The organism is Streptomyces sp. cmx-18-6 (genome assembly GCF_046548915.1).
GTDB lineage: Bacteria > Actinomycetota > Actinomycetes > Streptomycetales > Streptomycetaceae > Streptomyces.
This window is the reverse complement of the sequence record NZ_JAEBEP010000013.1, coordinates 1-26,407: the sequence shown is the minus strand read 5'-3', so window position 1 is coordinate 26,407 and position 26,407 is coordinate 1. Positions and strand designations below refer to the sequence as shown.

Genomic DNA, 26,407 nt, shown 5'->3' with positions numbered 1-26,407 from the left:
GGGGGAGGCCCGGTGGCCTCAGGTGGTGAGGCCCCGGCGGGCCAGCAGCCGGACGGCGATGTCGCCGATCAGCTGGATCACGCTGACGAGCACGATCAGCAGCGCCACGGTGATCAGCATGAACTGGTTGTCGAAGCGCTGGAATCCGTAGGTCACGGCCTTGGAGCCGAGTCCTTCGCCGCCGACCGCACCGGCCATCGCGGAGTAGCCGATGAGCACGATGAGGGTGGTGGTGACGCCCGAGACGAGCGAGGGCAGCGCCTGCGGCAGGAGCACCTTGCGGACGATGGTGGGGATGGACCCGCCCATCGACTGCACCGCTTCGACCAGCCCGTGGTCGACCTCGCGGATCGCCGTCTCGACGAGCCGGGCGAAGAACGGGATGGCGCCCACGGCGAGCGGCACGATCATCGCGGTGGGGCCGATGAAGGTGCCGACGACCCAGGTGGTGAAGGGGATCAGGGCGATCAGCAGGATGATGAAGGGCAGCGAGCGGCCGATGTTCACGATCACGCCGGTGACCTTGTTCACCACGGTGTTCTGGAGCAGTCCGCCCTTGTCGGTGAGGACCAGCAGGACGCCGAGCGGCAGTCCGCCGGCGACGGTGACCAGCGTCGACCACAGCACCATGTAGAGGGTGTCGACGGTGCCCTGGGTGAGCAGGGGCTGCATTTCGGACCAGGTCACTTGACGACCTCCTTGGTGATCGCGGCGGGCGTCTGCTCCGGTACGACGGCCGCCGGGGGCCGGGGGCCGTTCTCGTCCTCGACGACCTCGGCCTGGAGGCCCTGTTCGCGCAGGAAGCCGATGGGGACGACGTTCTCCTCGAACCGGCCGGGCAGCTCGATGCGCATCCGGCCGATCTGCTTGCCGCCCACGGTGTCCATCGCGGCGCCGAGGATCGAGATGTCGATGTTGTACGTACGCGAGAGCTGCGAGATCACCGGCTGGGTGGCGGCCGCCCCGTGGAAGGTGACGTCCACGACCGTACGGTCGGGTCCGGAGGCGGTCCCGCCGACCGGGAACAGCTCACCGGCCAACTGGGAGCCGGGGGTGGCGAGCAGTCCGCCGACCGTGCCGGACTCCACGATCCGGCCGCGCTCCATGAGGGCGGCGGAGTCGCAGATGGTCTTGACGACCTCCATCTCGTGCGTGATCAGCAGGATGGTGAGGCCGAGCTGCTGGTTGAGGTCGCGCAGCAGCTGGAGGATGGAGCGGGTGGTCTCGGGGTCGAGGGCGGAGGTCGCCTCGTCGGAGAGCAGCACCTTGGGGTCGCCGGCCAGGGCGCGGGCGATGCCGACGCGCTGCTTCTGGCCGCCGGAGAGCTGCTTGGGGTAGGACTTCGCCTTTTCGGCGAGGCCGACCAGGTCGAGGAGCTCCTTGGCCTTGCGGGTGCGCTCCTGGCCGGAGACGCCGAGGATCTCCAGGGGGAGTTCCACGTTGTCCAGGACGGTGCGCGAGTCCAGCAGGTTGAAGTGCTGGAAGACCATGCCGATCCGGGTGCGGGCCGCGCGCAGTTCCGCGCCGGCCCGCCGGCCCCGCCCGGCGAGGGCGGTGAGGTCCTGGCCGGCCACGGTGACCGTGCCGGAGGTGGGCCGCTCCAGCAGGTTGACGCAGCGGATCAGGGAGGACTTCCCGGCGCCGCTCTGTCCGATGACGCCGTATATCTCGCCCTCACGGACGTGGAGGTCGACTCCTTCGAGTGCGGTGACCTCACGGTCGCGCGACTGGTAGACCTTCGTGAGGCCCGTAGTGGTGATCACAGGGGTTTCCGTCACTGTCGAGTGCGCGGCGCGGTGTCCGCCGGGCACGGGGCAATCGTCTGAAGAGACTGTTCGGACTTGGTCGGCCGGTCACGTCTCAGCACGGCTGTGTGTACGGCGGTCGGCCGGGGGGACACAGCGCATGCTCGGGCGGCTCGTTCCACAGGGGGCGAACGGCGCGGGGCTCGGGTCTCACTTCGGGGCGCGAGACTCAGGCGGGGGCCCTCAGAAGGCGCGCATTCGACACATACAACGAGCACCGGGCGTACAGATCGCCTCGGTCGCAAGGGTGCGGCTGCTCGTCGTGGTCATGGGCCCAAGTAAAACAGACGTAACGTCCGCGCGATCCCGGCTGTCCGAATAGCGGACAGCCATGGATGGTCGGCGGCGGCGTTTCCGGCTGCCCCGCCGATGTCCGCCAAAAGGGCCTTGACCTGCACTTATAGGGGTGTTCGAGGGGGTCGTCCAGCCCTGGGGGCGGCCCTCTCCGGGGTCCGGGAGGATGCTCGTTGTGGCCAAGGCCACGATCGCCGCCGCCGGGCCGGGACGGGGTGGGGCGGGGTGGGGCCGCACGCGGGCGGGCGGTCCGGCCGTAATACCCTCGCTACATGCTTGACGCCCTGACGATCGCGGTCGCCGTGACCGCGCTCGCCCTCGCCGCCTGGTGCGGACACGCCGCCTACAAGGACCAGCCGACGAAGGACTGGCACTTCATCGGGATGGCCGTCGTGACCGTCCTGGCGCTGGCCCAGTTGGTGGTGGGCGTCGTGCAGCTGGCGCGCGGGGAGCGGCCGGAGCAGGGGATGGCCGTGTTCATCGCCTATCTGATCGGCTCGTTCGCGGCCGTTCCGGCGGCCGGCTTCCTGTCGCTGTCCGAGCGGACCCGCTGGGGCTCGGTGACGGTGGCGGCGGGCGCGCTCGTGCTGGCGGTCCTCGAAGTACGCCTCTACGACATCTGGGGAAACTGACGTGAGCGACACCGACCGGCGTCCGGACGACTTCCCTGCCACGGGCTCCGCCGCCGATTCCCCCGCTGCGGGCTCCCCCGCCGGTTCTTCCGTTGCGGGCTCCGCCGCCGCCCCTCCGGCCGCGAAGCCGGCCTTCGAGCTGGGCAGTGGTCCCGGCAGGGTGCTCGTCTGGTTCTACGGGGTGTTCACCGTGGCCGCGGCCTCGCGCTCGATCGTCGAGGTGATCCGGGGCTTCGACCGGGCGCCGCTCGCCTACTCGCTCTCGGCCGTCGCCGCCGTCGTCTACGGGTTCATCACGTATTCGCTGGTGCGCGGGGGCGAGAAGGCCCGCCGGGCGGCGCTGGCGTGCTGCGCCGCCGAGCTGCTGGGCGTCCTCGTCGTGGGCGCGTGGACGCTGGCCGAGCCGTCCGCCTTCCCCGACTCCACCGTCTGGTCGGACTTCGGGATGGGGTACCTGTTCATCCCGGTGATCCTGCCGGTCACCGGGATGATCTGGCTGCGGCGCGCCAAGCGCGCCTGATCCCCGGCCGCGCGGCCGGGGACGGGAATCAGGCGCTGGTGGCGGGGATCAGGCGCTGGCCACGAACTCCTGGGCCGCCGCTTCCTTCTCCAGCAGGATCAGCTGGACGCCGTCCGTGCCCGTGGCGGCTCCGACCTGGGCGTAACCGGCCCGGCGGTAGAGCCGGAGGTTGCTCTCGCTGCGGTGTCCGCTGTGCAGCCGGAAGCGGGTGGCCGCGCGGTCGGCCGCCAGGGCCGCTTCCGCCGCCTTCAGCAGCCGGGTGCCGAGCCCGTGGCCCTGGAGCCGGGGGTGGACGCAGAGCTTGCCGATCTGGCCGGTGCCGTCCGGATCGGTGAATCCGCGTACCGAGCCCACGACTTCGTCGCCGAGACGGGCCACGAACACCAGGTCGTCGGCGACCTCGCCGCGCACGGTGTCGAGGGTCTGGACGAGCGGGTCGATCCGGTAGTTGTCGTACAGCTCCGCCTCACGCTGGAAGCAGAGGTACTGGAGCCGGAAGATCTGCTCCACGTCCTGTGCCGTCGCCGCCGAGATGATCACGCTCATGCCCATGTGTGCACGCCTCCCGCTCACCTGTTCGCCTGGTTGCCTACCGCCCTCTTCCCCGCAGTTCAGGAGCGGCAACCTCCGCCGTCAGCATTCTGCGCAGACATCCAAGGCAACGGGAACGGATCGGCCCCAAACTCCCCTGTGACATACCCAACTCCCCTGCGATTTCCCGGTAGGTCGGGTCGGAGGGGGCGAGCATCGCCTCCAGCAGCCGGGAACAGCGGCCGGGCAGCCGGGCCAGCGCGGCCCGCAGCGCCCGGCGTTCGGCGGCCCCGAGGGCGGCGCGTTCCGGGCAGCCGGTAGGCGGGGCGGCGGGTTCCGTCCCGGCGTACGGGCGCTCCCGCAGGACCGTGCGGCGTCCCCGGCGGGCCTCCGCGCGTACGGTGTCGCGCACCCAGCGGGCCGGGTCGCGGGGCGGTCCGGCGACGGGGCGCTCCAGCAGCCGCAGCCACACGGTCTGTTCGAGGTCGGCGGGGTCGAGGCCGGCGGCCGGGGCCTCGGCTCTCGCCTCCGCCCGCACCAGGGGCTGTAAGGCGCGGACGACGAGGGCGGTGGCGGCGGCCGGGTCGGGTTCATGATCGAGAAGCGTCATGCCCCGGCGGACGTGGTGGCGGCGCGACCGGTTGCCCCGCGCGGACGCCACCACCCGACCGGGGCATGGACGGGCCGGGCGGCTGACGCGGTGAGCGCGGCCTCACGGCCGGCGCGGGTACGGGCCCGGCGGCTGACGGCGGCCGGCCGGCTGGGGGCTTCATCCGGCGAGTGCGCGGTGCGCGGTGCGCGGTGGAGTTGAGGGGGCGGACCGGGCCGGCCCAGCGGTCCCCATCCTGAGAGGATCCTCGGCATGACATCGATTCCGGCTGATCACGACAGCTCCGACGCCGGCTTCAGCGCCGACGCCGCCTTCGCGGAGCTCGGCGAGCCCGTCCTGGTCGTCGGGGACGAGCGGCGAAGCCTGGTTGCCGTGGCCGGATCACGCGAGTGCGACGAGGACGAGCCGGATACGGAGACGGTCGCCCTCTTCCATGTCACCGACCGCGCCCGCCGCCGCTGGCTCCTGCACTCGCGGTACCCCGTGCACGCGATGGCCTTCCATCCCGCTCTCCCCCTGCTCGTCGTGGGGTCGGGCGAGTACGACGGCGGCTACTTCTTCGGAGGGGAGCTCCTGCTCGTTCGGTTGGAATCCGGTACCGCCCTGTCGCTCATCGAGCACCGCATCGGCCGCCAGGTCCTGGGACTGGAGTGGCTGAACGATCAGGACCTCCGGGTCCTGATGGCGCCTCCCGACGACTGGAAGGACGGCAGGGCCCACGGGGAAGGGCATGTCGCCGTGGTGCGCCGCACCGACTGGACCACGGTCGGGGCCGGGTCGCTCACCGGCCGCGATCTGGCCGGCCCACGCGTGTCCGCACCCCGGCCCGTGCGGGCGGCGCGGTTCAGCGCGCCCTGAAGTCCGCCGCCGCGAGCAGGGCGGTGTCCGGGTGGTCGGTGAAGATGCCGTCGATGCCGGTGGCGAAGTAGGCGGCGTAGGCGCCGAAGACGTCACCGTAGGCGTTGGGGTCGGTGCCGCGCCGGAAGTCGGCGGGCAGGAAGCTGTTCTCGTTGCGCAGCGTGTACGGGTGCAGGCGCAGGCCGCGGGCGTGCGCGTCCTTGACCAGGGTGGTCGGCGTGGTGAGCCGGCCGGCGGCGTCCTTGGGGATGACCAGGTCGAGCGTGGGGCCGATGCCCTGGGCGTAGGAGGCGATCCACTTCAGCCCGGCGGGCTTCACCAGGTCGGCCACCGTGCGCGGGTCGCCGGACTCGACGAAGTCCCAGGGGCGTGTCGTCGGGCCGGAGAGCAGCACGACGCGCGGGGTGTCCACCAGCCGGGCGAGGCGCTGGATCGAGCCGGGCTCGAAGGACTGGAGGATGAGCGGGGAGTTCTCGCGGTCCCGGCCGTGGCGGCGCAGCAGCCGGGCGAGGGGCTCCTCCAGGCCGAGGCCCAGGCTCCGGAAGTAGGTGGGGTGCTTGGTCTCCACGTACAGCCAGACGGGCTTGCCCCGCTTGCGGCCCTCCTTCTCGGCCCAGCGCAGGACCTCATCGAAGGTGGGGATGGTCCAGCGGCCGTCGTAGAGGGTGTTGTCGGGGCGGTTGCCGGGGATGCGCTCCTTGGCCCGCAGGGTCTTGAGCTCCGCGAGGGTGAAGTCCTCGGTGAACCAGCCGGTGTAGGAGACGCCGTCGATGCTCTTGGTGGCCTTGCGACCGGCGAACTCGGGGTGGTCGGCGACGTCCGTGGTGCCGGTGATGTCGTTCTCGTGCCGGCAGACCAGGTGGCCGTCCTTGGTGGGCACGAGGTCCTGCTCCACGATGTGCGCGCCCAGGTCCAGCGCCAGCTGGTAGGAGCCGAGGGTGTGCTCGGGGCGGTAGCCGCTGGCCCCCCGGTGGCCGATCACCGTGGGCACGGGCAGGTCCCGCAGGGAGCTGTGGCCGCCGCCGCGCCCCCGTTCGGCGGCCTGGGCCGCGCCGGTCAGGCCGAGGGCCGCCGAGCCGAGGACGGCGGCGCCCAGAAGGGTTCGGCGGCCGGGACCGGTGGGCACACGCTCCGTCATGAATGCTCCTCGCTCAGTGCTGTCCCGGGTGTGTCGGGCGAGGCCCGATCGTAGGCGGCCGGGCGGTCCGCGGGGCGGAGCGGAGGCGAACATGGCGGAAACACACGTCAACACCACGTATCCGCTCCGTGAACCCGATGTGCGATCAGCGCATACCCGCGAGTATCGTCCTCACCTGCACAGTCAAACACTCGCAACGCGCACGGTCCGGCACGCGCACCCCGCCGGATCCGGCGTCCCGCACCACCGGACGCCACCCCGAACCACCCCGCAGCACCTCACTCGACCCCGGCCGGCCCGGCCACGACACCGGAGGAACCGTTGTCCCGTCTCACGGTCATCAAGGCAGTGCTCGGACCGATCCTGCGTCTGATGTTCCGCCCACAGGTGGAGGGCGCGGAGAACATTCCCGGTACCGGGCCGGTGATCCTCGCGGGCAACCACCTCACCTTCATCGACTCGATGATCATGCCGATCTGCTGCGACCGGCCGGTGTTCTACATCGGCAAGGACGAGTACGTGACGGGCAAGGGCCTCAAGGGCCGCCTGATGGCCTGGTTCTTCACCGGCTGCGGCATGATCCCGGTGGACCGGGACGGCGGCCGGGGCGGTGTCGCGGCGCTGATGACCGGACGCCGGGTGCTGGAGGAGGGCCAAGCCTTCGCGATCTACCCGGAGGGCACCCGCTCCCCCGACGGCCGGCTCTACCGGGGCCGTACGGGGATCGCGCGGCTGACGCTGATGACGGGCGCCCCGGTGATCCCGTTCGCGATGATCGGCACCGACAAGCTCCAGCCGGGCGGCGCGGGACTGCCCCGGCCGGGCAAGGTGACGGTCCGCTTCGGCGAGCCGATGGAGTTCTCCCGTTACGAGGGCATGGACCGCGACCGCTATGTGCTGCGGGCGGTGACCGACTCGGTGATGTCCGAGGTGATGCGGCTCTCCGGCCAGGAGTACGTGGACATGTACGCGACGAAGGCCAAGGCCGCCTGACCTCGTAGAGCCTGATCACGCGGCAGGGCCCGCACCCCGGCGAGGGGGTGCGGGCCCTGCCGCGTGCGGGACCGTGCGGGCCCTTCCGCGTGCTGGGACCGTGCGGGCCCCTTTCGCCCGCGGGGACCGTGCGGGCCCTTCCACGTACAGGGGGCTACGGGTGCTCGATGCCGTCCTCCAGCTTCTGGCCCCGCAGCAGGAACCAGGCCGCGACGGCCGCCGCCAGCAGCACCGCCGATCCGACGCCCGCGGCCGACCGCATCCCGTCGACGAACGCCTCCTGGGCCGCCGAGACCAGCGGGCCGGCCTGGGCGGCGGGCAGCGCGGTGGCCGCCTCGACGGCTCCGCCGAGCGACTCGTGGGCCGCCGACTCGACGTCGGCGGGGATGCCGGACGGGGTCGGGAAGCCCCGGTAGACGCCGGTGACGATGGAGCCGAGCAGGGCGATGCCGAGGGCCGCGCCGAGCTCGTACGCCGTCTCCGAGACGGCCGACGCGGAGCCGGCCTGCTCCTGCGGGACGCTGGAGAGGATGACGTCGGCGGTGACGGTGAAGGAGAACCCCGCGCCGACGCCGACGACCAGCAGCATGGAGCCGAGCAGCGGGTAGCCGGTGTGCTGGTCGAGCAGGGTCACCGTGCCCAGCGCGAGACCGACCGCGCCGAGGCCGCCCGCGACGACCGAGCGCACCGAGAACCGGCGGGCGGCGAATCCGGCCAGCAGACCGGCGGTCACCGCGCCGATGGCGGCCGGGAGTTCGGCCAGGCCCGCCTCCAAGGGGCCCCGTCCCTGCACCAGTTGCAGGAACTGGGAGAGGAAGAAGACCAGGCCCGACAGGCCGAGGATCGTCAGCAGGTCGGCGAGGACCGCGCCGGAGAAGCCCCGGTGGTGGAAGAGCCGCATGTCCAGCAGCGGTGAGGGCAGGCGGAGTTGCCTGCGGACGAACCAGGTGAGCGCGCCGACGCCGAGCACGGCCGCCACGCCCGGCCCCCAGCCGAGACCGTGCGAGGCCGTCTCCTTGATGGCGTACACGATGCCGATCATGCCGACCAGGGAGAGCCCGACGCTGAGCATGTCCCACGGGCCCGGAGCGGGGTTCTTGGACTCCGGGATCAGCTTGACGCCGACGACGACGAGCACGGCCATCACGGGCAGGTTGATCAGGAAGACCGAGCCCCACCAGAAGTGTTCGAGGAGGAACCCGCCGACGACCGGGCCGACAGCCGCGCCCGCCGAGGCCATCGCGCCCCAGATGCCGATGGCGAGGCTGCGCTCGCGCGGGTCGTGGAAGAGGCTGCGGATCAGCGCGAGGGTGGACGGCATGAGGGTGGCGCCCGCGACACCGAGCAGCGCCCGCGCCACGATCATCATCTCGGGCGTGGTCGCGTACGCGTTGAGCACGGAGACCGCGCCGAAGGCCACGGCCCCGACCAGCAGCAGCTTCTTGCGGCCGATACGGTCGCCGAGGCTGCCCATCGAGACGAGCAGGCCGGCGATGACGAAGGAGTAGACGTCACCGATCCAGAGCAGCTGGTTGCCGGTGGGGGCGAGGTCCTCGCTGAGGAACGGGGTGGCGAGGCCGAGGACGGTGGCGTCGACGGCCACCAGCAGCACGGCGAGGACGAGCACGGCGAGCGCGATCCACCGCCCGGGGCGGCGCACGTCGTCCGTGGTCTTCGGGTGCTGGTCGATGCTGGTCACTGCTCCACGCTCCGGCGGGCTCCGCCGAGCAGCAGCTCGACGATCATGTACGGGAAGTCCTGTGCGGCGACCCGTCCCACCTGGACGGCCCAGGCCCCGGTGCCGATGAGCCCGTAGAGGGCCTCGGTCAGCCAGGCGGGGGTGAGGTCGATACGGAATTCGCCGCGTTCCTGGCCGTGGCGGAAGAAGGCGGAGACCCGGGCGTCGGCCCGGTTCCAGCCCTCGTTGACCTGGTCGCCCTCGAAGAGCTGGTTCTCGGTGACCAGGAAGGAGAGCAGGCCGGCGCTGGGCTCGACGGCCGCGATGAGGCGGCGCAGCCCCTCCTCAGAGGTTCCTTCGTCGAGCCGGGCGGCGTCCAGGGCCGCTTCGAACTCCTGGATGCCGAGGTCCTCCAGCGCCTTCACCAGCGCGTCGCGTCCGGCGAAGTGGCGGTGGAGGGTGGCGCGGCCGATGCCGGCTGCTTTGGCGACCTCGTCCATGGTGGCGGTCGATTTGTGGGTCAGCAGGGCGGCGGCGCTGCGCAGCACCTGCTCACGGTCGAGAGTCATGAGACGACTCTAACCCAGGTGAGACACTTCCGTCTCATTGGTAGGCGCGGAGAGACCCCGGCGGTGAACCGTGCCGAGTGGTCGGCCGCGAGGAAGCCTTCGAGCGGCGAGACCGATGGGGCGGCAGGAGGTGAACCCACTCCTTGCCACTCTCAACATATAGCGCATGGGGGGTCTTGCCGCAAGGCCCCCCAAATGCCGCAGAATCGACGGCCGTGGCCCGGGCCGAGGATGGCCGGCCATGGAGAAATCGACGTCGACAAGGGCGGAACTGTGATGATCGACGTGATCGTGGCCGGCGGTGGACCGACCGGCCTGATGCTGGCCTGCGAACTGCGGCTGGCCGGGGTGCGGACCGTCGTGCTGGAGAAGCTGGCCGAGCCGACCCGGGAGTCCCGGGGACGCGGCCTGCATGTGCGGAGCGTCGAGGTGATGGACCAGCGCGGGCTGCTGGAGCGGTTCCTCGCGGTGAGCGAGAAGTTCCGGGTCGGCGGGTTCTTCGGGGGCATCCAGAAGCCGTGGCCCGACCTGCTGGACACGGCGCACCCCTACGGCCTCTCCACCCTCCAGCCGGTCACCGAGCGGCTGCTCCACGAGCGGGCCGTCGAGCTCGGCGCGGAGATCCGGCGCGGCCGCGAGGTGGTCGCGGTGGGCCAGGACGGGGACGGGGTGGACGTCGGGCTCGCGGACGGGACCCGGCTGCGCTCGCGCTATCTCGTCGGATGCGACGGCGGCCGCAGTGCGGTGCGCCGGGAGCTGGGCGTCGCGTTCCCCGGCGAGCCGGCCACGGTCGAGACGCTGCTCGGCGACATGGAGATGGCCGAGGACCCGGCGGTCGTGGCCGCCGTGGTCGAGGAGGTCCGCAAGACACATCTGCGGTTCGGCACCATCCCCAACGGGGACGGGACGCACCGCGTCATCGTGCCCGCCGCGGGCGTGTCCGGGGAGCGGGCGGCCGCGCCGACCCTGGAGGAGTTCAAGGAGCGGCTGCGGGCGCTCGCGGGCACCGACTTCGGCGTCCACGCGCCCCGGTGGCTCTCCCGGTTCGGGGACGCCACCCGGCAGGCCGAGCACTACCGGGTGGGCCGGGTGCTGCTGGCCGGCGACGCGGCGCACATCCACCCGCCGACCGGCGGACAGGGGCTCAACCTCGGGGTGCAGGACGCGTTCAACCTCGGCTGGAAACTGGCCGCCGAGGTCAACGGCTGGGCCCCGGAAGGGCTGTTGGACAGCTACCACGCCGAACGGCGCCCGGTGGGCGCCCGCGTGCTGGACAACACCCGCGCGCAGATCACGCTGCTGGGGACCAGTCCGGGGGCGACCGCGCTGCGGGAGCTGTTCGCGAGGCTGCTGGACTTCGAGGAGGCGAACGCGTACGTCACCGGGATGATCACCGCCGTCGACGTCCGCTACGACCTCGGGGAGGGCCACGCCCTCGTCGGCCGGCGGCTGCGGGATATGCGGCTGAAGCGGAGCGGCCGCCTCTACGAGCTCATGCGCGAAGGCCGTGGGCTGTTGCTCGACCGGACCGGCCGGCTGTCGGTGGCGGGCAGGCGGGACCGGGTCGACCACGTGGTCGACGTAACGGAGGAAGCGGAGGAACTGGACGTGCCCGCCGTCCTGGTGCGCCCTGACGGACATGTGGTGTGGGCCGGCGAGGACCAGGAGGAGCTGGCCGGCGCGTTGCGGCGGTGGTTCGGCGCGCCCGCGCCGGCGGCCTGAACCCGCTGGAGCGGCCTCGCCCCCTCGACGGACACCCCGGAACGGAACGGATCACGTGAACCCCCTCTCCACCAGCGCTTTCCACCTCCCCGACCACCTCTCCCCCAAGGCCGGCCCGGCGCTGATCGCCGCCGACGAGCAGCACTTCGCGGCCATCGCGCGGACCCTGGAGGAGTCGATCGCCGAGCTGACCGGCCGCCTCGACGCCGAGCGCAGGGCGCCCGGCGGCACGGGCCGGCAGGCGATGGACCGCGACGCGGAGATCCACCGGCTCACCGCCCGCCTGCGCACCCTGCGCCGCTTCGGGCTCGACCTGTGCCTCGGGCGCATGGTCGGCGAGGACGGCTCCGAACCGGTGTACGTCGGCCGGCTCGGCCTCACCGACAGCGAGGGCCGCCGGCTCCTGGTCGACTGGCGCTCCCCCGCCGCCGAGCCGTTCTTCGGGGCCACCCACGCCAACCCGATGGGTCTGGCGAGCCGCCGCAGATACCGCTGGACCGGCGGCCGGATCAGCGACTACTGGGACGAGGTGTTCTCCCCGGACGCCTTCGCCGGGCATGCCGCGCTCGACGACCAGTCCGCGTTCATCGCGAGTCTGGGCTCCCACCGGTCCGAGCGGATGCGTGATGTGCTCGGCACCATCCAGGCCGACCAGGACGCCGTCATCCGCGCGAGCTCGCGGGGCGCTCTCGTGGTGGACGGCGGCCCGGGCACGGGGAAGACGGTCGTCGCCCTCCACCGGTCCGCGTACCTCCTGTACGCCGACCCGCGCCTCGCGCACCGGCGGGGCGGCGTGCTGTTCGTCGGCCCGTCCCGGCCCTACCTCGGGTACGTCGCCGATGTGCTCCCGAGCCTCGGGGAGGAGGGCGTGCAGACCTGCACCCTGCGGGACCTGGTGGAGGAAGGGGCCACGGCGGCGGCCGAGACCGACCCGGAAGCGGCCCGCCTGAAGGCGTCGGCCGGCCTGGTGAGGGCGGTCGAGGCGGCCGTCCGGTTCTACGAGGAGCCGCCCGGCCGGTCCATGACCGTCACGACCCCCTGGGCGGACGTCCGGCTGAGCGCCGCCGACTGGGCCCTGGCGTTCGAGGCGGCGGGCCCCGGGGCCGTGCACAACGAGGCGCGCGACCAGGTCTGGGAGGAGCTGCTCACGCTCCTGGTGGAGAAGCACGACGGCGGTGACGGCGCGGAGGACGGCGACGGTGGCGAGGTCTCGCCCGACCTGATCCGGACGGCGCTGGGGCAGGACCGGGAGCTGGCCGCCGCCTTCGACCGGGCGTGGCCGCTGCTGGACGCGGCCGAGGTCGTCGGGGACCTGTGGTCGGTCCCCGCGTATCTGCGCAGGTGCGCGCCCTGGCTCGGCCGGGACGAAGTGCGGCTGTTGCAGCGTGCCGAGGCGCGGGCGTGGACCGTGTCCGATCTGCCGATCCTGGACGCGGCGCGGCAGCGGGTCGGGGATCCGGAGGCGTCGCGGCGCAGGCGTCGGCGGAAGGCGGCCGCGGCCGCCGAACGCGCGGGCATGGCGCAGGTCATCGACGCGCTGCTGGCGGACGAGACCCTGGTTGACGCCGATGTCGACAGCGAAGGCGCGCTGGTCATGCTGCACGGCCAGGACATGAAGGACACCCTGGTCGACCCGGACGGGTCGTCCGGCCCCGAACCGGACCGGCTCGCGGGCCCGTTCGCGCACATCGTCGTGGACGAGGCGCAGGAGCTGACCGACGCCGAGTGGCAGATGCTGCTGCTGCGCTGCCCGTCCCGGAGCTTCACGGTCGTCGGGGACCGCGCCCAGGCCCGGCACGGGTTCACCGAGTCGTGGCGGGAGCGGCTGGAGCGGATCGGGCTCGACCGGGTCGCGTCGGCCTCCCTGAGCGTCAACTACCGGACGCCGAAGGAGGTCATGGCGGAGGCCGAGCCGGTGATCCGGGCCGTGCTGCCGGACGCCAACGTGCCGGCCTCGGTCCGCTCCGGCGGCCGGCCCGTCGTCCACGGTTCGGTCGCGGACCTGGACGCGGTCCTGGACGCGTGGCTCGGCGCGCACGCGGAGGGGGTGGCGTGTGTCATCGGGGATCCGGCGTTCCGGGGGACGTCCCGCGTACGGTCGCTGACCCCGGAGCTGTCGAAGGGCCTCGAATTCGACCTGGTGGTCCTGGTGGACCCGGAGGCGTTCGGGGCGGGTGTCGAGGGAGCCGTCGACCGGTATGTGGCGATGACGCGGGCGACCCAGGAGCTCGTCGTCCTGACGAGCTCCTGACGCCCGGCGCCTGTCAGTGCCAGGGCAGGGCGGCGCGGTGACGCCAGTACGACTCCGGCTCCTCCACCAGCGCGTCCAGCCGGGCCCGCTGCTCCTCGTCGAGGTCGACGACGGGGGCGTGGAGGTTGCCGGCGAGCTGGGTGACGGTCGCCGCGCCGGAGAGGACGACCCCGGCCCACGGCTGGTGCAGGACGAGCGCCAGGGCCACCGCGTCGCCGCCCACCCCCGCGTCGGCGGCGATCTCGCGGAACACGGCGGGCGCCTCGTCCCCGGCCAGGCGGCCGTTGGCCACGCCCTCCTTGACGATCACGGTGAGCCCGGCGTCATGGGCCTCGGCCAGGGCGGGGGCGGCCGAGGTCTCCAGGGCGTTGTAGGTGGCCTGGACCGTACGGAAGAGGGGGTTGCCGTCGACCGTGAGCGCGAGCGCGGCCCGGATGGCGTCGGCCTGGGCGGGGCCGCTGGTGGAGAAGCCGACCGCGACGCCGTCCGCGGCGAGGGCGGCCAGGCGCTCGTGGAGTTCCTTGTCGGCGAGGGCCGGGCTGTCGGGGGTGAGCGAGTGGATCTGGTAGAGGTCGAGCCGGTCTCCGAGGAGTTCGCGGGTCTCGGCGCGCTGGCGCTCGAAGGTGGCGAGGCCGTGGTCCTTGACCTCGTGGGCCTCGGCCTCGGTGCTCCAGTCGGCGGTGTAGGTGTACCCCCACTTGGAGCCGACGACGAGGTCGGTGAAGGAGGGGCGGGCGTCGAGCCACTCGCCCAGGAACTCCTCGGCGCGGCCGTAGGAGCGGGCCGCGTCGACGTACCGGACGCCCTGCGCGTACGCCGCGTCCAGCAGTTCGTGGGTGCGGGCGCGCAGGGCCTCGACCTCCCGGCCCTCGGGGAAGTCCCGGTCGCGGTGGAGGTTGATGTATCCGGGCCTCCCGACGGCTGCGAGGCCCAGTCCGATGTGGGCGGTCGGGGTCGTCGCGGTGGCCAGGGCGGTGAAGGGCATCGCGGGCTCCTCGGGGTCGGTTGCGGATACTCCTACCCCGGTCAACGTAGCCCGCGACACCTTTCGTACACCTGCGACGACGCCGTGCGTACGCCGCCCGGGCGCGACCGTGCGCACGCGAGGTCGTACGGCTCGTACGGCTCGTACGCGAGGCCGTACGGCTAGCGGCGGGCGGTCGCCCAGGCGTTCTGGGCCTCCAGGTCCTTCTTCACCTCGGCCAGCTGTACGGCGACGGCGGAGGGGGCCGTTCCGCCCCGGCCGTCGCGGGAGGCGAGGGCGCCGCGCACGTTGAGGACCGTGCGGACCTCCGGGGTGAGGTGCTCGGAGATCTTCGCGAACTGCTCGTCGGTGAGCTCGTCGAGCTCGATGCCGTGCTGCTCGCACTCCTTGACGCACGCGCCCGCGACCTCGTGCGCGACCCGGAACGGCACGCCCTGCCGCACCAGCCACTCCGCGATGTCGGTGGCGAGCGAGAACCCGGCCGGGGCCAGCTCCTCCATGCGCTCGCGGTTGACGGTGAGGGTGGCCATCATGCCGGTGAAGGCGGGGAGCAGGACTTCGAGCTGGTCGCAGGAGTCGAAGACGGGCTCCTTGTCCTCCTGGAGGTCGCGGTTGTACGCGAGCGGGAGGGCCTTCAGCGTGGCGAGCAGGCCGGTCAGGTTGCCGATGAGGCGGCCGGACTTGCCCCGGGCCAGCTCCGCGATGTCCGGGTTCTTCTTCTGCGGCATGATCGAGGAGCCGGTGGAGAAGGCGTCGTGGAGGGTGACGAAGGAGAACTCCTTCGTGTTCCAGATGATGACCTCCTCCGCGATCCGGGAGAGGTTGACGCCGATCATCGCGGTGATGAAGGCGAACTCCGCGACGAAGTCCCGGGACGCGGTGCCGTCGATGGAGTTGGCGACCGAACCGTGCTCGAAACCGAGGTCGGCGGCGACCGCCTCCGGGTCGAGCCCGAGCGAGGACCCGGCGAGCGCTCCGGAGCCGTACGGGGAGACGGCCGTGCGCTCGTCCCACTGGCGCAGCCGCTCGGCGTCCCGGGACAGGGACTGCACATGGGCGAGCACATGGTGGGCGAAGAGCACCGGCTGCGCGTGCTGGAGGTGGGTGCGGCCGGGCATCGCCACGTCCGGGTGGGCCTCCGCGAGGCCGACCAGCGCGCCCTGGAGGTCCGCGATCAGGCCGCCGACGATCCGGGCGTGGTCGCGCAGGTACATCCGGAAGAGCGTGGCGATCTGGTCGTTGCGCGACCGGCCGGCCCGCAGCTTGCCGCCGAGGTCGGGGCCGAGGCGCTCGAGGAGTCCGCGCTCCAGCGCGGTGTGGACGTCCTCGTCCGCGATGGAGCCGGTGAAGGATCCGTCCGCGACATCGGCTTCGAGCTGGTCAAGGCCCCCCTGCATCCGGGAGAGCTCGTCCTCGGTGAGCAGACCGGCCTTGTTGAGGACGCGGGCGTGGGCGCGGGAGCCGGCGATGTCGTACGGCGCGAGCCGCCAGTCGAAGTGGACCGAGGCCGACAGCTTGGCCAGCGCCTCGGCCGGTCCATCGGCGAAACGCGCGCCCCAGAGCCGGACGTCACCGTTGTTGCTGCTCACTGCGTGCTCCTCAAGAAAGCGAAGGCATGGGCCAAGGCGTGGGCCCGGGTGCGGATATGCGGCCGCCTCCCTGCCGCGTGCGGACGGGGAGGCGGCTGTACAACGAGAGGGGGTCAGGCGAGGTCGCGCTTGGCCGCGATCTTGGACGAGAGGCCGAAGAGCTCGATGAAGCCCTGCGCCTTGGACTGGTCGAAGGTGTCGCCCGAGTCGTAGGTGGCGAGGTTGAAGTCGTACAGCGACTCGTCGGACTTCCGGCCGGTGACGACCGCGCGGCCCGCGTGCAGGGTCATCCGGATGTCGCCGGTGACGTGCTGGTTGGCCTCGTTGATGAAGCCGTCCAGGGCCCGCTTCAGCGGGGAGAACCACAGGCCGTCGTAGACCATCTCGCCCCAGCGCTGCTCGACCTGCCGCTTGTAGCGGGCGAGCTCGCGCTCGACGGTGACGTTCTCCAGCTCCTGGTGGGCGGTGATCAGCGCGATCGCGCCGGGCGCCTCGTACACCTCGCGGGACTTGATGCCCACGAGCCGGTCCTCGACCATGTCGATCCGGCCGATGCCCTGCGCGCCGGCCCGCTCGTTGAGCTGCTGGATCGCCTGGAGGACGGTGACGGGGCGGCCGTCGATGGCGACCGGCACGCCTTCCTTGAAGGAGATGACGACCTCGTCGGCCTCGCGCGGGGTCGCGGGGTTGGAGGTGTACTCGTAGATGTCCTCGATCGGCGCGTTCCAGATGTCCTCCAGGAAGCCCGTCTCGACGGCGCGCCCGAAGACGTTCTGGTCGATGGAGTACGGGGACTTCTTGGTGGTCGCGATCGGGAGGTTCTTCTCCTCGCAGAAGGCGATCGCCTTGTCCCGGGTCATCGCGTAGTCGCGGACGGGGGCGATGCACTTCAGGTCGGGGCCGAGCGCGGAGATGCCGGCCTCGAAGCGGACCTGGTCGTTGCCCTTGCCGGTGCAGCCGTGGGCGACGATCCCGGCGTCGTGCTTCTTGGCGGCGGCGACGAGGTGCTTGACGATCGTCGGCCGGGAGAGGGCCGAGACCAGCGGATAGCGGTCCATGTAGAGGGCGTTGGCCTTGATCGCGGGGAGGCAGTACTCCTCGGCGAACTCGTCCTTGGCGTCCGCGACCTCGGCTTCGACGGCACCGCAGGCGAGCGCGCGCTTGCGGATGACGTCCAGGTCCTCGCCGCCCTGGCCGACGTCCACGGCGACGGCGATGACCTCGGCGCCCGTCTCCTCGGCGATCCAGCCGATGGCGACGGAGGTGTCCAGGCCGCCCGAGTAGGCGAGTACGACGCGCTCGGTCACGGGTTTCTCCTTACGGTGCAATCACTGATGGGTATAACTATGCGGTACTCCGTATGCTTTGTCAAAAGTGCAGGTCAGGGCGGCGCAAGCGGCTTCGTGGGCGGAAAACCTCGTCGCCGTCCGACCGGCAGGCCCCCTAACATCGGCACCTGACGACGGGGAGGGTGCGCGGTGGAGGGCAGCGACGGGGAGACCCTGAGGGCCGTGGTGCGGGTGTGCCGGGGCGCTTCGCCGGCCGAGGTGCTGGACGTGACGTCGGCCGAGGCGTGGGTGGCCTTCGACGCCGGTGTACGGAACCTCGACGACCGCCCGTGGCTGTCGCCCCGCCCGCCCGAGAAGCCGGCACGGCCGGCCCGGACGCTGCTGGACCGGCTGCGCGGAACGGCCCTTCCCCGCACGGCTCCCCCGCCGCCGTCTCCTCCGCCCCTGGCCATCGCCCTGTGCCACCCGGACGGCCGGGTCCGGGAGGCGGCGCTGGAGGAGGCCCGCACCGCACCGGAGTTGCGCCCGCTGCTGGTGGTGCGGTGCTCCGACTGGGCGCTGCCGGTACGGGAGCGGGCCCGGGCGCTCCTCGCCGAGCTGCCCGGGAGCGCCCTGCTCCCCCTCGCCGAGCTGATCCTCCTGCTGTCACGCCGCTCCCGGGGCGAAGGCGCCCGGTCCCTGCTGGAGCGCGCGCTGCGGGAGGGCCCGGCGGCGGACGTCGTGGCGCTGACGGCCCGCCGGGACCGGGCCACGTACCGGCTGGCGTACCGGATCGCGGTGGAGCGCGGACTGCTGACCCCGGCGGAGCTGGCCACGACGGCCGCGACCACCGGTGACGTCACCCTCCAGGACCTCTGCGCGGAGGCCGCCGTCGCGGCCCTGCCGGAGCGGGAGCCGGACGGGCACGCCGTGGGGGACGAGGCCGTCGCCGTGCTCGGCCGGCTGCTGACGGCCCGCGCCGCCCGGGTGCGCGCGGCCGGGGTGACCGCGCTGCGGCGGACCGGTCGCCACGGTGAGGCGCGGCCGTTCCTGGCCGACCGCTCCGCCGTCGTACGGGCCTGCGCCCGCTATGTGCTGCGGCAGGGCGGCATCGACCCGCTGCCCGTCTGCCGGGCCCTGTGCGCCGAACCGGCCGCGCGTCCGGGGGCCGCCGCGGGGCTGGGCGAGTGCGGGGAGCGGGGCGCGGACGCCGACCGGCTGTGGGCGCTGGTGGAGCACCCGGTGCCCGCCGTGCGCCTGCACGCGATCACCGGGCTGCGCGCTCTGGACGAGGTGGTACGGGAGCGGCTGACGCCCTCGTTGGACGACCCGAGCCCGGCTGTGGTGCGGGCGGCGACCGGGGCCCTGCTGCCGGAGGCCGCCGGGATTCCGGAGGCCCTGCTGCGCGAGCGGACCGCACCGGAGCGGCCGCGCGCGGTGCGGGTGGCGGCAAAGCGGCTGCTGCGGGCGGCGGGGAGGTCCTCGGGGTAGCGCCCCTTCGGCGGGGAGGTCCTCGGGGTAGCGCCTTTGGCGGAGCGGGCCGCTGGGCCGTACGGAGCAGGTCCGGTGGGCCGTCGCCCCCGGCGGCCGTACGGTCCGGAGCATGCGCCGACCTCTGCCGACCTTCGCCGTACTCCTCACCCTGGCCCTGGGCTCCCTCGGGGCCGCCCCCGCCGACAACCCGCCTCCCCTCCCGTACCGGCTGGCGGACACCGGCGGCGGCTCCCAGCTCATCACCGCCGAGGCCCCCGACACCGCGTCGACGACCGGGACGGTGACCTGGTGGGAGCGGCGCGGGGGCCGGTGGGTGGAGGCCGGGTCCGCGCCCGCGCGGTTCGGGGCGAACGGCCTGGCCGATGGCGCGACCCGGGAGCAGGGCACCAGCACCACGCCGACCGGCCTGTACGACCTGCCGTACGCCTTCGGGATCGAGGAGGCCCCGGCCGGGACGAGGTATCCGTACCGCGAGGTCACCGAGGACTCCTGGTGGTGCCAGGACAACGCCTCGCGCGCGTACAACCGGTGGGTGGAGCCGCGACCCGCCGACTGCCGGGCGGAGGAGGCCGAGCACCTGGTCGCGTACGGCACGCAGTACGCCCGCGCGCTGGTCATCGGCTTCAACTACGAGCGTCCGGTACGCAACCGGGGCGCGGGGATCTTCCTGCATGTGAACGGGCGCGGGGCGACGGCCGGGTGCGTCTCCGTGCCGGCGGACGCCATGGCCGAGATCCTGGCCTGGGCGAATCCGGCGCGCCGGCCGCACATCGCGGTCGGGACCGCCTCGGGCCCGACCGCGATCACCCGCTACTGAACCGGGCGGCTCACCGGTCGTTCTGAGCGAGCCTCAGCAGATGGTCGGCGAGCGCCTGGCCGCCGCCCGCGTCGCGGCTGATGAGCATCAGCGTGTCGTCGCCCGCGATGGTGCCGAGGATGTCGTGCAGTTCGGCCTGGTCGATGGCCGAGGCGAGGAACTGGGCCGCGCCCGGCGGCGTACGCAGCACCACGAGATTGGCCGACGCCTCCGCCGAGATGAGCAGTTCGGCCGAGAGCCTGCGCATCCGCTCCTCCTTGGCCGAGCCGCCCAGCGGGGCCTGCGGGGTGCGGAAGCCGCCCTCGCTGGGCACCGCGTAGATCAGCTCGCCGCCGGTGTTGCGGATCTTGACCGCGCCCAGCTCGTCGAGGTCGCGGGAGAGCGTCGCCTGAGTGACGCTCAGCCCGTCGTCGGCGAGGAGCTTGGCCAGCTGGCTCTGCGAGCGGACCGGCTGCCGGTTCAGGATGTCCACGATCCGGCGGTGGCGGGCGGTGCGGGTCTGCGGCACGGACGGTCCGCCGTGCTCGGTCTCCTGCGCCTCGGTCATCGTCGTCGCCTCATTCTCCGCAGGGTCATGCCCCGGATCGTCCGTCCCCGTGTGCCGCGTCGAGAGCGCTCGGCAGGATCTCCAGGAACGCGTCCACCTCCGCGTCACCGATGATCAGCGGCGGCATGAGCCGTACGACATCGGGGGCGGGCGCGTTCACCAGGAGGCCGGCTCCCTGGGCCGCCTGCTGCACCTTCGGTGCGAGGGGTCCGGTGAGCACGATACCCAGCAGCAGGCCGCTGCCGCGGACATGGGAGACCAGCGGGTGTCCCAGCGCCTCCACGCCGTCGCGGATCCTCTCGCCGAGCCGCTTGACCTCGTCGAGCGCGCCGTCCGCCGCGAGGGTGTCCAGGACGGCGAGTCCGGCGGCGCAGGCGACCGGGTTGCCGCCGAACGTCGTGCCGTGCTGACCCGGCTTCAGCAGGTCGGCCGCCGGGCCGAACGCGACGGTCGCGCCGATCGGCAGGCCGCCGCCGAGGCCCTTGGCGAGGGTGACGATGTCGGGCTCGACGCCTTGGTGGGCCTGGTGCTCGAACCACTGGCCGCAGCGGCCGATCCCGGTCTGGACCTCGTCGAGGACCAGCAGCGTGCCGGTGGCGCGGGTGATCTCCCGGGCGGCCTCCAGATAGCCCCTGGGCGGGACGACGACGCCGTTCTCGCCCTGGATCGGCTCGACGACGACGAGCGCGGTGTCGGTGGTGACCGCTGCCCGGAGCGCGTCCGCGTCTCCGTACGGCACGTGCGTGACGTCGCCGGGCAGCGGGCGGAACGGCTCCTGCTTCCCGGGCTGGCCGGTGAGGGCGAGGGCGCCCATCGTCCGGCCGTGGAAGCCGCCGTCGGTGGCGACCATGCGGGTGCGCCCGGTGAGCCGGCCGATCTTGAAGGCGGCTTCGTTGGCCTCCGCGCCGGAGTTGGCGAAGAAGACCCGTCCGGCGCGGCCGAAGAGGCCGAGCAGCCGTTCGGCGAGCGCGACCGGCGGCTGGGCGATGAACAGGTTCGACACGTGGCCGAGGGAGGCGATCTGGGTGGAGACGGCCTCGACGACGGCCGGGTGGGCGTGGCCGAGGGCGTTGACCGCGATCCCGCCGACGAAGTCGAGGTAGCGGGCGCCGTCCTCGTCCCAGACGTACGCGCCCTCGCCGCGCACGAGCGGCAGGCGGGGGGTGCCGTAGTTGTCCATCAGCGCGTCCTGCCAGCGCGAGGTGAGTCCTCCCGCGAGTCCTCCGGTGCCGGTCATGACTCCCCCTGTTCAGGTCCTGTGTGTACGTCGATGGGGGCGTCCGGCACGACCATCGTGCCGATGCCCTCGTCGGTGAAGATCTCCAGCAGGATCGAGTGCTGGACCCGGCCGTCGATGACTCGGGCGGTCTCGACACCGTTGCGCACGGCGTGCAGACAGCCCTGCATCTTGGGGACCATGCCGCTGGACAGCTCGGGCAGCAGCTTCTCCAGCTGGGTGGCGGTGAGGCGGCTGATGACGTCGTCGCTGTGGGGCCAGTCCTCGTACAGCCCCTCGACGTCCGTGAGGACCATCAGCGTCTCGGCGTTCAGGGCGGCGGCGAGCGCGGCGGCGGCGGTGTCGGCGTTGACGTTGTAGACGTGGTGGTCGTCGGCGGAGCGGGCGATGGAGGAGACGACCGGGATGCGGCCGTCGTCCAGGAGCGCCTGGATGGCCCCGGTGTCGATGGCGGTGATCTCGCCGACCCGGCCGATGTCGACGGACTCGCCGTCGATGGTGGGCCGGTGCTGGGTGGCGGTGATGGTGTGGGCGTCCTCGCCGGTCATGCCCACGGCGAGGGGGCCGTGCTGGTTGAGGAGGCCGACCAGTTCGCGCTGGACCTGTCCGGCGAGCACCATCCGTACGACGTCCATCGCCTCGGGGGTGGTGACCCGCAGCCCGGCCTTGAACTCGCTGACCAGGCCCTGCTTGTCGAGCTGGGCGTTGATCTGCGGGCCGCCGCCGTGCACGACGACGGGCTTGAGGCCGGCGTGCCGCAGGAAGACGACGTCCTGGGCGAAGGCGGCCTTCAGCTCCTCGTCGATCATGGCGTTGCCGCCGAACTTGATGACGACGGTCTTGCCGTTGTGGCGGGTCAGCCAGGGCAGCGCCTCGATGAGGATCTGCGCCTTCGGGAGTGCGGTGTGCTTCCGTGCGGCGCTCATGAGCTGTACGCGCTGTTCTCGTGGACGTAGTCCGCGGTGAGGTCGTTGGCCCAGATGACGGCGGACTCGGCGCCCGCGGCGAGGTCGGCGGTGACCTTGACCTCCCGGTAGCGCATGTCGACGAGGTCGCGGTCCTCCCCCACACCGCCGTTTCTGCAGACCCAGACGTCGTTGATGGCGACGTTGAGCTGGTCCGGCTCGAAGGCGGCCTTCGTCGTGCCGATGGCGGACAGGACACGGCCCCAGTTGGGGTCCTCGCCGTGGATGGCGCACTTGAGGAGGTTGTTGCGGGCGATGGACCGGCCGACCTCGACGGCGTCGTCCTCGGTGGCCGCGTTGATCACCTCGATGCGGATGTCCTTGGACGCGCCCTCGGCGTCCCCGATGAGCTGCCGGGCCAGGTCGTCGCAGACGACCCGTACGGCCTCGGCGAACTCGCCCTGCTCCGGGGTGATTCCACTGGCCCCTGAGGCGAGCAGCAGCACGGTGTCGTTGGTGGACATGCAGCCGTCCGAATCGACCCGGTCGAAGGTGGTCCGGGTGGCGTCGCGGAGTGCGGCGTCCAGCGCGGGGCTCTCGACATCGGCGTCGGTGGTGAGGACGACGAGCATGGTGGCGAGGCCGGGGGCGAGCATGCCCGCGCCCTTGGCCATGCCGCCGACCGTCCAGCCCTCGCCGCCCGCGACGGCCGTCTTGTGCACGGTGTCGGTGGTCTTGATGGCGATGGCGGCCTTCTCCCCGCCGTGCTCGCTGAGGGCGGCCGCCGCCTGCTCGATTCCGGGGAGCAGCTTGTCCATGGGGAGCGGGATGCCGATGAGCCCGGTGGAGGCGACGGCGACCTCGCCCGCACTGTGGCCGTCCAGCACCTCGGCGACCTTCTCGGCGGTGGCGTGGGTGTCCTGGAAACCCTTGGGGCCCGTACAGGCGTTGGCTCCCCCGGAGTTGAGGACGACGGCGGTGACCTCGCCGCCCTTGAGGACCTGCTCCGACCAGAGCACCGGGGCGGCCTTGACGCGGTTGGAGGTGAAGACGCCCGCGGCGGCGCGGCGCGGCCCGTGGTTGACCACGAGGGCCAGGTCCGGGCCACCGCTGTCCTTGATCCCCGCGGCGATGCCCGCCGCCGAGAATCCCTGTGCTGCCGTGACGCTCACTGCATCTCCTTGTTCGCTTCTGTGACCGCGCGGCGCAGCGGCGCGGCTTTTGCGGCCTTCCGCGGCCCGGCGGCCGCGCGTTCGTCGCTCACGGAGCGACTCCGATCGTCGAAAGACCCGTGTCCTCGGGGAGTCCGAGGGCGATGTTCATGCTCTGGAGGGCGCCGCCCGCGGTGCCCTTGGCGAGGTTGTCGATGGCGCTGACGACGATGATCCGCCCGGCCGCCGCGTCGTGGGCGACCTGGATCTGTACGGCGTTGGAGCCGTACACCGAGGCGGTGGCGGGCCACTGCCCCTCGGGCAGGAGGTCGACGAACGGCTCGTCCGCGAACGCCTTCTCGTACACCGCCCGCAGGCCCTCCGCGCTCACGCCCGGCCTCGCCCTCGCGCTGCACGTGGCGAGGATGCCGCGCGGCATGGGGGCGAGGGTGGGCGTGAAGGAGACGGTGACCGGCTCGCCGGCGGCGGCGCTGAGGTTCTGGATCATCTCGGGGGTGTGGCGGTGCCCGCCGCCGACGCCGTACGGGGTCATGCTGCCCATCACCTCGGAGCCGAGCAGATGCGGCTTGGCCGCCTTGCCCGCCCCGGAGGTGCCGGACGCGGCGACGATCACGGCCTCCGGTTCGGCGATTCCCGCTTCGTACGCCGGGAAGAGCGCGAGGGAGACGGCGGTCGGGTAGCACCCGGGCACCGCGATCCGCCGCGCCCCGGCGAGCGCGGCCCGCCCGCCCGGGAGTTCGGGCAGCCCGTAGGGCCAGGTCCCGGCGTGCGGTGACCCGTAGAACTTCTCCCAGTCGGCGGCGCTCTCGAGCCGGAAGTCGGCCCCCATGTCGACCACCAGGACGTCGTCCCCGAGCTGCTCGGCGACGGCGGCGGACTGCCCGTGCGGCAACGCCAGGAAGACGACGTCGTGCCCGGCGAGCACGTCGGCGGTGGTGGGTGCCAGCACCCGGTGGGCCAGCGGCCGCAGATGCGGCTGGAGCGGGCCGAGCGCCTGCCCGGCGTTGGAGTGCCCGGTGAGAGCGCCGATCTCGACCTCGGGGTGCGCCAGGAGAAGGCGGAGCAGCTCCCCGCCGGCGTATCCGCTCGCCCCTGCCACTGCTGCGCTGACCACCATCGGAGCCCTCCTCGTTGATGGCATGACTATACGCAGAGCCGCACTTTTATGCAATCGTGGGAGTGATCGCAGCGAGGGCTCCTTGTGACTGAGCGCGATAGGTGGCCCTTGAGTACGCGAGTCGGCCCCTGAGCGCGATAGGTGGCCCGCGAGTTAGTTTCTGGATTATGGACACGAGGGCGGGTTGCTGCACGAGGCGGCGGGTCGCCACGCTGCGGGAGGGACAGAACTGTGAGCTGGTACGTCTTGGTTGAACGGAGCCGGTACGGGGAGTCGGAGTTGTCGAGCAAGATTCCGGTCGAAGGCGGAAGGGAAGCGGCCGTTACCCGCGCTGAGGAGGTCGCCCGCTCCTGCACCCCCGCCATGCATCTGAGCGGCACCCCGATCGGTCGAATGGTGTTCCAGACTTCGCCGACAAGCTGGTTCGTCGAGCTGACCAAGTCGCTTTGGTCCAAGAGCGACAAGGAGCCGGCGACGGTGGTCGAGCACTTGACTGTCCGGGCGGCCGAGCTCGTCCATTTCCAGGAGCTGATCCCTGCCGAGCCCCCCAAGAAGAGCCGCTTCGGCAGGTGAGCGCATGCCGCCCCCGGCCGGCCCGCCCGTCAGTGCATATCGCCTTCAGACACGTGCACAGCCCGGATGCGGCGCCTCCTCATGACAACTGAGCGCCGTGGTTGTCCCTTGGGGCCAACTACGGCGCTCAGTCACGCTCCTGTTGGGGCGCGGAGCCCGGCCGCCCGTCCCCCTAGACTCCGATGATGATCGAGATCCTCGAGAACCTGGACCTGCTGTACCGGCCGAACCTCGACCTCGCCGGTGTCGAGGTGAACGGCATATCCCTGGGGGACCCGGCAGCCACCGTTCCACGCCGGCGCATCGTGGGCGGCCAGTCCTCCATCGTCGCCCGGTATCGCGGGGGGACCGACATCGAAAGCGAGTACTACGACGCTGACGGCCGGAGGCTGACGCTGGACGAGGTCATCGAGGACGTCGTCCGGTCGGACGGATTCCTCTACGGCGTCGACAAGATCAACTACAAGGTGTGCGCCGGAGCAGTGGTCGGCTTCGCGATCAGCGGCGTGCACCTTTCGCACTTCGCCCATCTGACCTCGTACGAGGAGTTCCTGACCACGTTCGGCCGGCCCGATCGAATACGCGAGAACGAGGCGTACGGCGACCTCATGAGCTACGAAACCTACTACTGGGGCGCCCGGAAGCATGTGACGTGGGACGCCTGGGACGATCGGGTGAGCTTCGTCAACCTGGGCGACTTCGAGGGGAACAGCGGCCCCTGACCGCACGACGTGAACGAACTTCCTCGCCCGTCCTCCGGACCTCCGGACGGCCACGGATCCCTCCACACGATTCTCCGAAGAAGCCTCGGCCCCGCCGGAGTGGTCCAACGGGCCCGCTCAGGCTCCGCCGGCGGTGATTCAGACTCCGTCGGCGGTGATGTCGTGGTCCACCGGCGGTGATGTCGTGGTCCGCCTGCTCCCGCCGGCTGGAGCACAGTGGGCCGCCAGGTGTGTTGATCACGAGCGTTGACCTAGCTTGTTCTTTAACCTCTGCCTGTGGTTGGCCCCTTGGCTGACCACGGGTTTTCGTGTTCGCAGGACAGCTGGACGACGTCCGCGTGATCATGTGATTCGGCCGTAAGGCACGATGACAACCTGAG

25 protein-coding genes are annotated in these 26,407 nt (G+C 72.2%); 10 read left to right on the top strand and 15 right to left on the bottom strand.

The genetic code is table 11. The features are described from left to right. Positions 1 to 18 precede the first annotated feature (18 nt). The gene (locus tag ACLJPL_RS26710) at positions 19 to 687 is read right to left on the bottom strand and encodes a methionine ABC transporter permease (protein ID WP_411083494.1); all 669 of its coding nucleotides are present in this window, start codon (positions 685 to 687) and stop codon (positions 19 to 21) included. Further along, entirely contained in the window at positions 684 to 1,763 is a 1,080-nt protein-coding gene (locus ACLJPL_RS26705) for a methionine ABC transporter ATP-binding protein (RefSeq protein ID WP_411083493.1), read from the bottom strand. The genes ACLJPL_RS26710 and ACLJPL_RS26705 overlap by 4 nt, the downstream gene beginning before the upstream one ends. A gap of 608 nt (positions 1,764 to 2,371) precedes the next feature. Here ACLJPL_RS26705 and ACLJPL_RS26700 point away from each other — a divergent pair. Both ACLJPL_RS26700 and ACLJPL_RS26695 read left to right on the top strand, forming a co-directional pair. Beyond that, positions 2,372 to 2,731 (top strand): hypothetical protein, encoded by a 360-nt coding sequence (locus ACLJPL_RS26700; protein ID WP_401367039.1) that lies wholly within the window; start codon positions 2,372 to 2,374, stop codon positions 2,729 to 2,731. Between the two features lie 139 nt (positions 2,732 to 2,870). Continuing rightward, the gene (locus ACLJPL_RS26695; protein ID WP_411083632.1) at positions 2,871 to 3,251 is read left to right on the top strand and encodes a hypothetical protein; all 381 of its coding nucleotides are present in this window, start codon (positions 2,871 to 2,873) and stop codon (positions 3,249 to 3,251) included. A 48-nt stretch (positions 3,252 to 3,299) separates the two neighbouring features. Here the strand turns inward: ACLJPL_RS26695 and ACLJPL_RS26690 are convergent, their stop codons facing one another. Continuing rightward, entirely contained in the window at positions 3,300 to 3,803 is a 504-nt protein-coding gene (locus ACLJPL_RS26690) for a GNAT family N-acetyltransferase (RefSeq protein ID WP_411083492.1), read from the bottom strand. Between the two features lie 37 nt (positions 3,804 to 3,840). Further along, a complete protein-coding gene (locus ACLJPL_RS26685; protein WP_411083491.1) occupies positions 3,841 to 4,392 on the bottom strand; it encodes a sigma-70 family RNA polymerase sigma factor in 552 nt (183 codons plus the stop codon). A 252-nt stretch (positions 4,393 to 4,644) separates the two neighbouring features. Here ACLJPL_RS26685 and ACLJPL_RS26680 point away from each other — a divergent pair, with 252 nt between their 5' ends. Next, positions 4,645 to 5,250: a hypothetical protein gene (locus ACLJPL_RS26680; RefSeq protein WP_411083490.1), complete on the top strand. Its 606-nt coding sequence runs from the start codon at positions 4,645 to 4,647 to the stop codon at positions 5,248 to 5,250. Here the strand turns inward: ACLJPL_RS26680 and ACLJPL_RS26675 are convergent. Then, complete coding sequence (locus ACLJPL_RS26675) at positions 5,237 to 6,388, bottom strand: glycerophosphodiester phosphodiesterase (RefSeq protein ID WP_411083489.1); 1,152 nt, start codon at positions 6,386 to 6,388, stop codon at positions 5,237 to 5,239. The genes ACLJPL_RS26680 and ACLJPL_RS26675 overlap by 14 nt on opposite strands. Positions 6,389 to 6,709: 321 nt before the next feature. On the opposite strand from ACLJPL_RS26675, the gene ACLJPL_RS26670 reads away from it, so the two are divergent. After that, positions 6,710 to 7,381, top strand: coding sequence for a lysophospholipid acyltransferase family protein (locus ACLJPL_RS26670; RefSeq protein WP_411083488.1), 672 nt, complete (start codon positions 6,710 to 6,712; stop codon positions 7,379 to 7,381). 154 nt (positions 7,382 to 7,535) lie between these two features. Here the strand turns inward: ACLJPL_RS26670 and ACLJPL_RS26665 are convergent, their stop codons facing one another. Together ACLJPL_RS26665 and ACLJPL_RS26660 are read right to left on the bottom strand one after the other, a co-directional pair. Beyond that, complete coding sequence (locus ACLJPL_RS26665; protein WP_411083487.1) at positions 7,536 to 9,080, bottom strand: MFS transporter; 1,545 nt, start codon at positions 9,078 to 9,080, stop codon at positions 7,536 to 7,538. Continuing rightward, a complete protein-coding gene (locus ACLJPL_RS26660) occupies positions 9,077 to 9,628 on the bottom strand; it encodes a TetR/AcrR family transcriptional regulator (RefSeq protein ID WP_411083486.1) in 552 nt (183 codons plus the stop codon). The genes ACLJPL_RS26665 and ACLJPL_RS26660 overlap by 4 nt, the downstream gene beginning before the upstream one ends. A gap of 276 nt (positions 9,629 to 9,904) precedes the next feature. Here ACLJPL_RS26660 and rox point away from each other — a divergent pair, with 276 nt between their 5' ends. Together rox and helR are read left to right on the top strand one after the other, a co-directional pair. Further along, positions 9,905 to 11,350, top strand: a complete 1,446-nt coding sequence (gene rox / locus ACLJPL_RS26655) for a rifampin monooxygenase (protein ID WP_411083485.1) — start codon at positions 9,905 to 9,907, stop codon at positions 11,348 to 11,350. 55 nt (positions 11,351 to 11,405) lie between these two features. Next, positions 11,406 to 13,601 (top strand): RNA polymerase recycling motor ATPase HelR, encoded by a 2,196-nt coding sequence (helR, locus tag ACLJPL_RS26650; RefSeq protein ID WP_411083484.1) that lies wholly within the window; start codon positions 11,406 to 11,408, stop codon positions 13,599 to 13,601. Between the two features lie 13 nt (positions 13,602 to 13,614). Here helR and ACLJPL_RS26645 read toward each other — a convergent pair whose 3' ends face one another. The 3 genes from ACLJPL_RS26645 to ACLJPL_RS26635 form a co-directional block, all read right to left on the bottom strand. Continuing rightward, complete coding sequence (locus ACLJPL_RS26645; protein WP_411083483.1) at positions 13,615 to 14,586, bottom strand: aldo/keto reductase; 972 nt, start codon at positions 14,584 to 14,586, stop codon at positions 13,615 to 13,617. A gap of 161 nt (positions 14,587 to 14,747) precedes the next feature. Beyond that, the gene (gene argH / locus ACLJPL_RS26640) at positions 14,748 to 16,175 is read right to left on the bottom strand and encodes an argininosuccinate lyase (protein ID WP_411083482.1); all 1,428 of its coding nucleotides are present in this window, start codon (positions 16,173 to 16,175) and stop codon (positions 14,748 to 14,750) included. 113 nt (positions 16,176 to 16,288) lie between these two features. Continuing rightward, a complete protein-coding gene (locus ACLJPL_RS26635) occupies positions 16,289 to 17,482 on the bottom strand; it encodes an argininosuccinate synthase (protein WP_201105399.1) in 1,194 nt (397 codons plus the stop codon). Between the two features lie 171 nt (positions 17,483 to 17,653). Between ACLJPL_RS26635 and ACLJPL_RS26630 the strand changes: the two genes are divergently transcribed. Together ACLJPL_RS26630 and ACLJPL_RS26625 are read left to right on the top strand one after the other, a co-directional pair. Beyond that, positions 17,654 to 18,934, top strand: coding sequence for a hypothetical protein (locus ACLJPL_RS26630; protein ID WP_411083481.1), 1,281 nt, complete (start codon positions 17,654 to 17,656; stop codon positions 18,932 to 18,934). 112 nt (positions 18,935 to 19,046) lie between these two features. Next, positions 19,047 to 19,754, top strand: a complete 708-nt coding sequence (locus ACLJPL_RS26625; protein ID WP_411083480.1) for a L,D-transpeptidase family protein — start codon at positions 19,047 to 19,049, stop codon at positions 19,752 to 19,754. Positions 19,755 to 19,764: 10 nt separating this feature from the next. On the opposite strand, the gene ACLJPL_RS26620 is transcribed toward ACLJPL_RS26625, so the two are convergent. The 5 genes from ACLJPL_RS26620 to argC all read right to left on the bottom strand — a co-directional run bounded on the left by ACLJPL_RS26620 (position 19,765) and on the right by argC (position 24,732). Next, entirely contained in the window at positions 19,765 to 20,301 is a 537-nt protein-coding gene (locus ACLJPL_RS26620; protein ID WP_015607443.1) for an arginine repressor, read from the bottom strand. A 25-nt stretch (positions 20,302 to 20,326) separates the two neighbouring features. Continuing rightward, a complete protein-coding gene (locus ACLJPL_RS26615) occupies positions 20,327 to 21,538 on the bottom strand; it encodes an acetylornithine transaminase (protein WP_411083479.1) in 1,212 nt (403 codons plus the stop codon). Continuing rightward, a complete protein-coding gene (argB, locus tag ACLJPL_RS26610) occupies positions 21,535 to 22,464 on the bottom strand; it encodes an acetylglutamate kinase (RefSeq protein WP_411083478.1) in 930 nt (309 codons plus the stop codon). The genes ACLJPL_RS26615 and argB overlap by 4 nt, the downstream gene beginning before the upstream one ends. Continuing rightward, the gene (argJ, locus tag ACLJPL_RS26605; RefSeq protein ID WP_411083477.1) at positions 22,461 to 23,615 is read right to left on the bottom strand and encodes a bifunctional glutamate N-acetyltransferase/amino-acid acetyltransferase ArgJ; all 1,155 of its coding nucleotides are present in this window, start codon (positions 23,613 to 23,615) and stop codon (positions 22,461 to 22,463) included. The genes argB and argJ overlap by 4 nt, the downstream gene beginning before the upstream one ends. Positions 23,616 to 23,703: 88 nt before the next feature. Beyond that, complete coding sequence (argC, locus tag ACLJPL_RS26600; RefSeq protein ID WP_411083476.1) at positions 23,704 to 24,732, bottom strand: N-acetyl-gamma-glutamyl-phosphate reductase; 1,029 nt, start codon at positions 24,730 to 24,732, stop codon at positions 23,704 to 23,706. A gap of 279 nt (positions 24,733 to 25,011) precedes the next feature. On the opposite strand from argC, the gene ACLJPL_RS26595 reads away from it, so the two are divergent. Beyond that, positions 25,012 to 25,305: a hypothetical protein gene (locus tag ACLJPL_RS26595; RefSeq protein WP_411083475.1), complete on the top strand. Its 294-nt coding sequence runs from the start codon at positions 25,012 to 25,014 to the stop codon at positions 25,303 to 25,305. Between the two features lie 185 nt (positions 25,306 to 25,490). After that, on the top strand, positions 25,491 to 26,027 hold the full coding sequence (locus ACLJPL_RS26590; protein ID WP_411083474.1) for a hypothetical protein: 537 nt from the start codon (positions 25,491 to 25,493) through the stop codon (positions 26,025 to 26,027). The last annotated feature ends 380 nt before the right edge of the window (positions 26,028 to 26,407 follow it).

Bases quoted from the DNA above. Each gene is read 5' to 3' on its own strand.
- ACLJPL_RS26700 (WP_401367039.1), top strand. From the start codon at position 2,372: ATGCTTGACGCCCTGACGATCGCGGTCGCCGTGACCGCGCTCGCCCTC.
- ACLJPL_RS26690 (WP_411083492.1), bottom strand. From the start codon at position 3,803: ATGGGCATGAGCGTGATCATCTCGGCGGCGACGGCACAGGACGTGGAG.
- ACLJPL_RS26685 (WP_411083491.1), bottom strand. From the start codon at position 4,392: ATGACGCTTCTCGATCATGAACCCGACCCGGCCGCCGCCACCGCCCTC.
- ACLJPL_RS26680 (WP_411083490.1), top strand. From the start codon at position 4,645: ATGACATCGATTCCGGCTGATCACGACAGCTCCGACGCCGGCTTCAGC.
- ACLJPL_RS26675 (WP_411083489.1), bottom strand. From the start codon at position 6,388: ATGACGGAGCGTGTGCCCACCGGTCCCGGCCGCCGAACCCTTCTGGGC.
- ACLJPL_RS26660 (WP_411083486.1), bottom strand. From the start codon at position 9,628: ATGACTCTCGACCGTGAGCAGGTGCTGCGCAGCGCCGCCGCCCTGCTG.
- rox (WP_411083485.1), top strand. From the start codon at position 9,905: ATGATCGACGTGATCGTGGCCGGCGGTGGACCGACCGGCCTGATGCTG.
- ACLJPL_RS26645 (WP_411083483.1), bottom strand. From the start codon at position 14,586: ATGCCCTTCACCGCCCTGGCCACCGCGACGACCCCGACCGCCCACATC.
- ACLJPL_RS26625 (WP_411083480.1), top strand. From the start codon at position 19,047: ATGCGCCGACCTCTGCCGACCTTCGCCGTACTCCTCACCCTGGCCCTG.
- ACLJPL_RS26620 (WP_015607443.1), bottom strand. From the start codon at position 20,301: ATGACCGAGGCGCAGGAGACCGAGCACGGCGGACCGTCCGTGCCGCAG.
- ACLJPL_RS26615 (WP_411083479.1), bottom strand. From the start codon at position 21,538: ATGACCGGCACCGGAGGACTCGCGGGAGGACTCACCTCGCGCTGGCAG.
- argB (WP_411083478.1), bottom strand. From the start codon at position 22,464: ATGAGCGCCGCACGGAAGCACACCGCACTCCCGAAGGCGCAGATCCTC.
- argC (WP_411083476.1), bottom strand. From the start codon at position 24,732: ATGGTGGTCAGCGCAGCAGTGGCAGGGGCGAGCGGATACGCCGGCGGG.
- ACLJPL_RS26590 (WP_411083474.1), top strand. From the start codon at position 25,491: ATGATCGAGATCCTCGAGAACCTGGACCTGCTGTACCGGCCGAACCTC.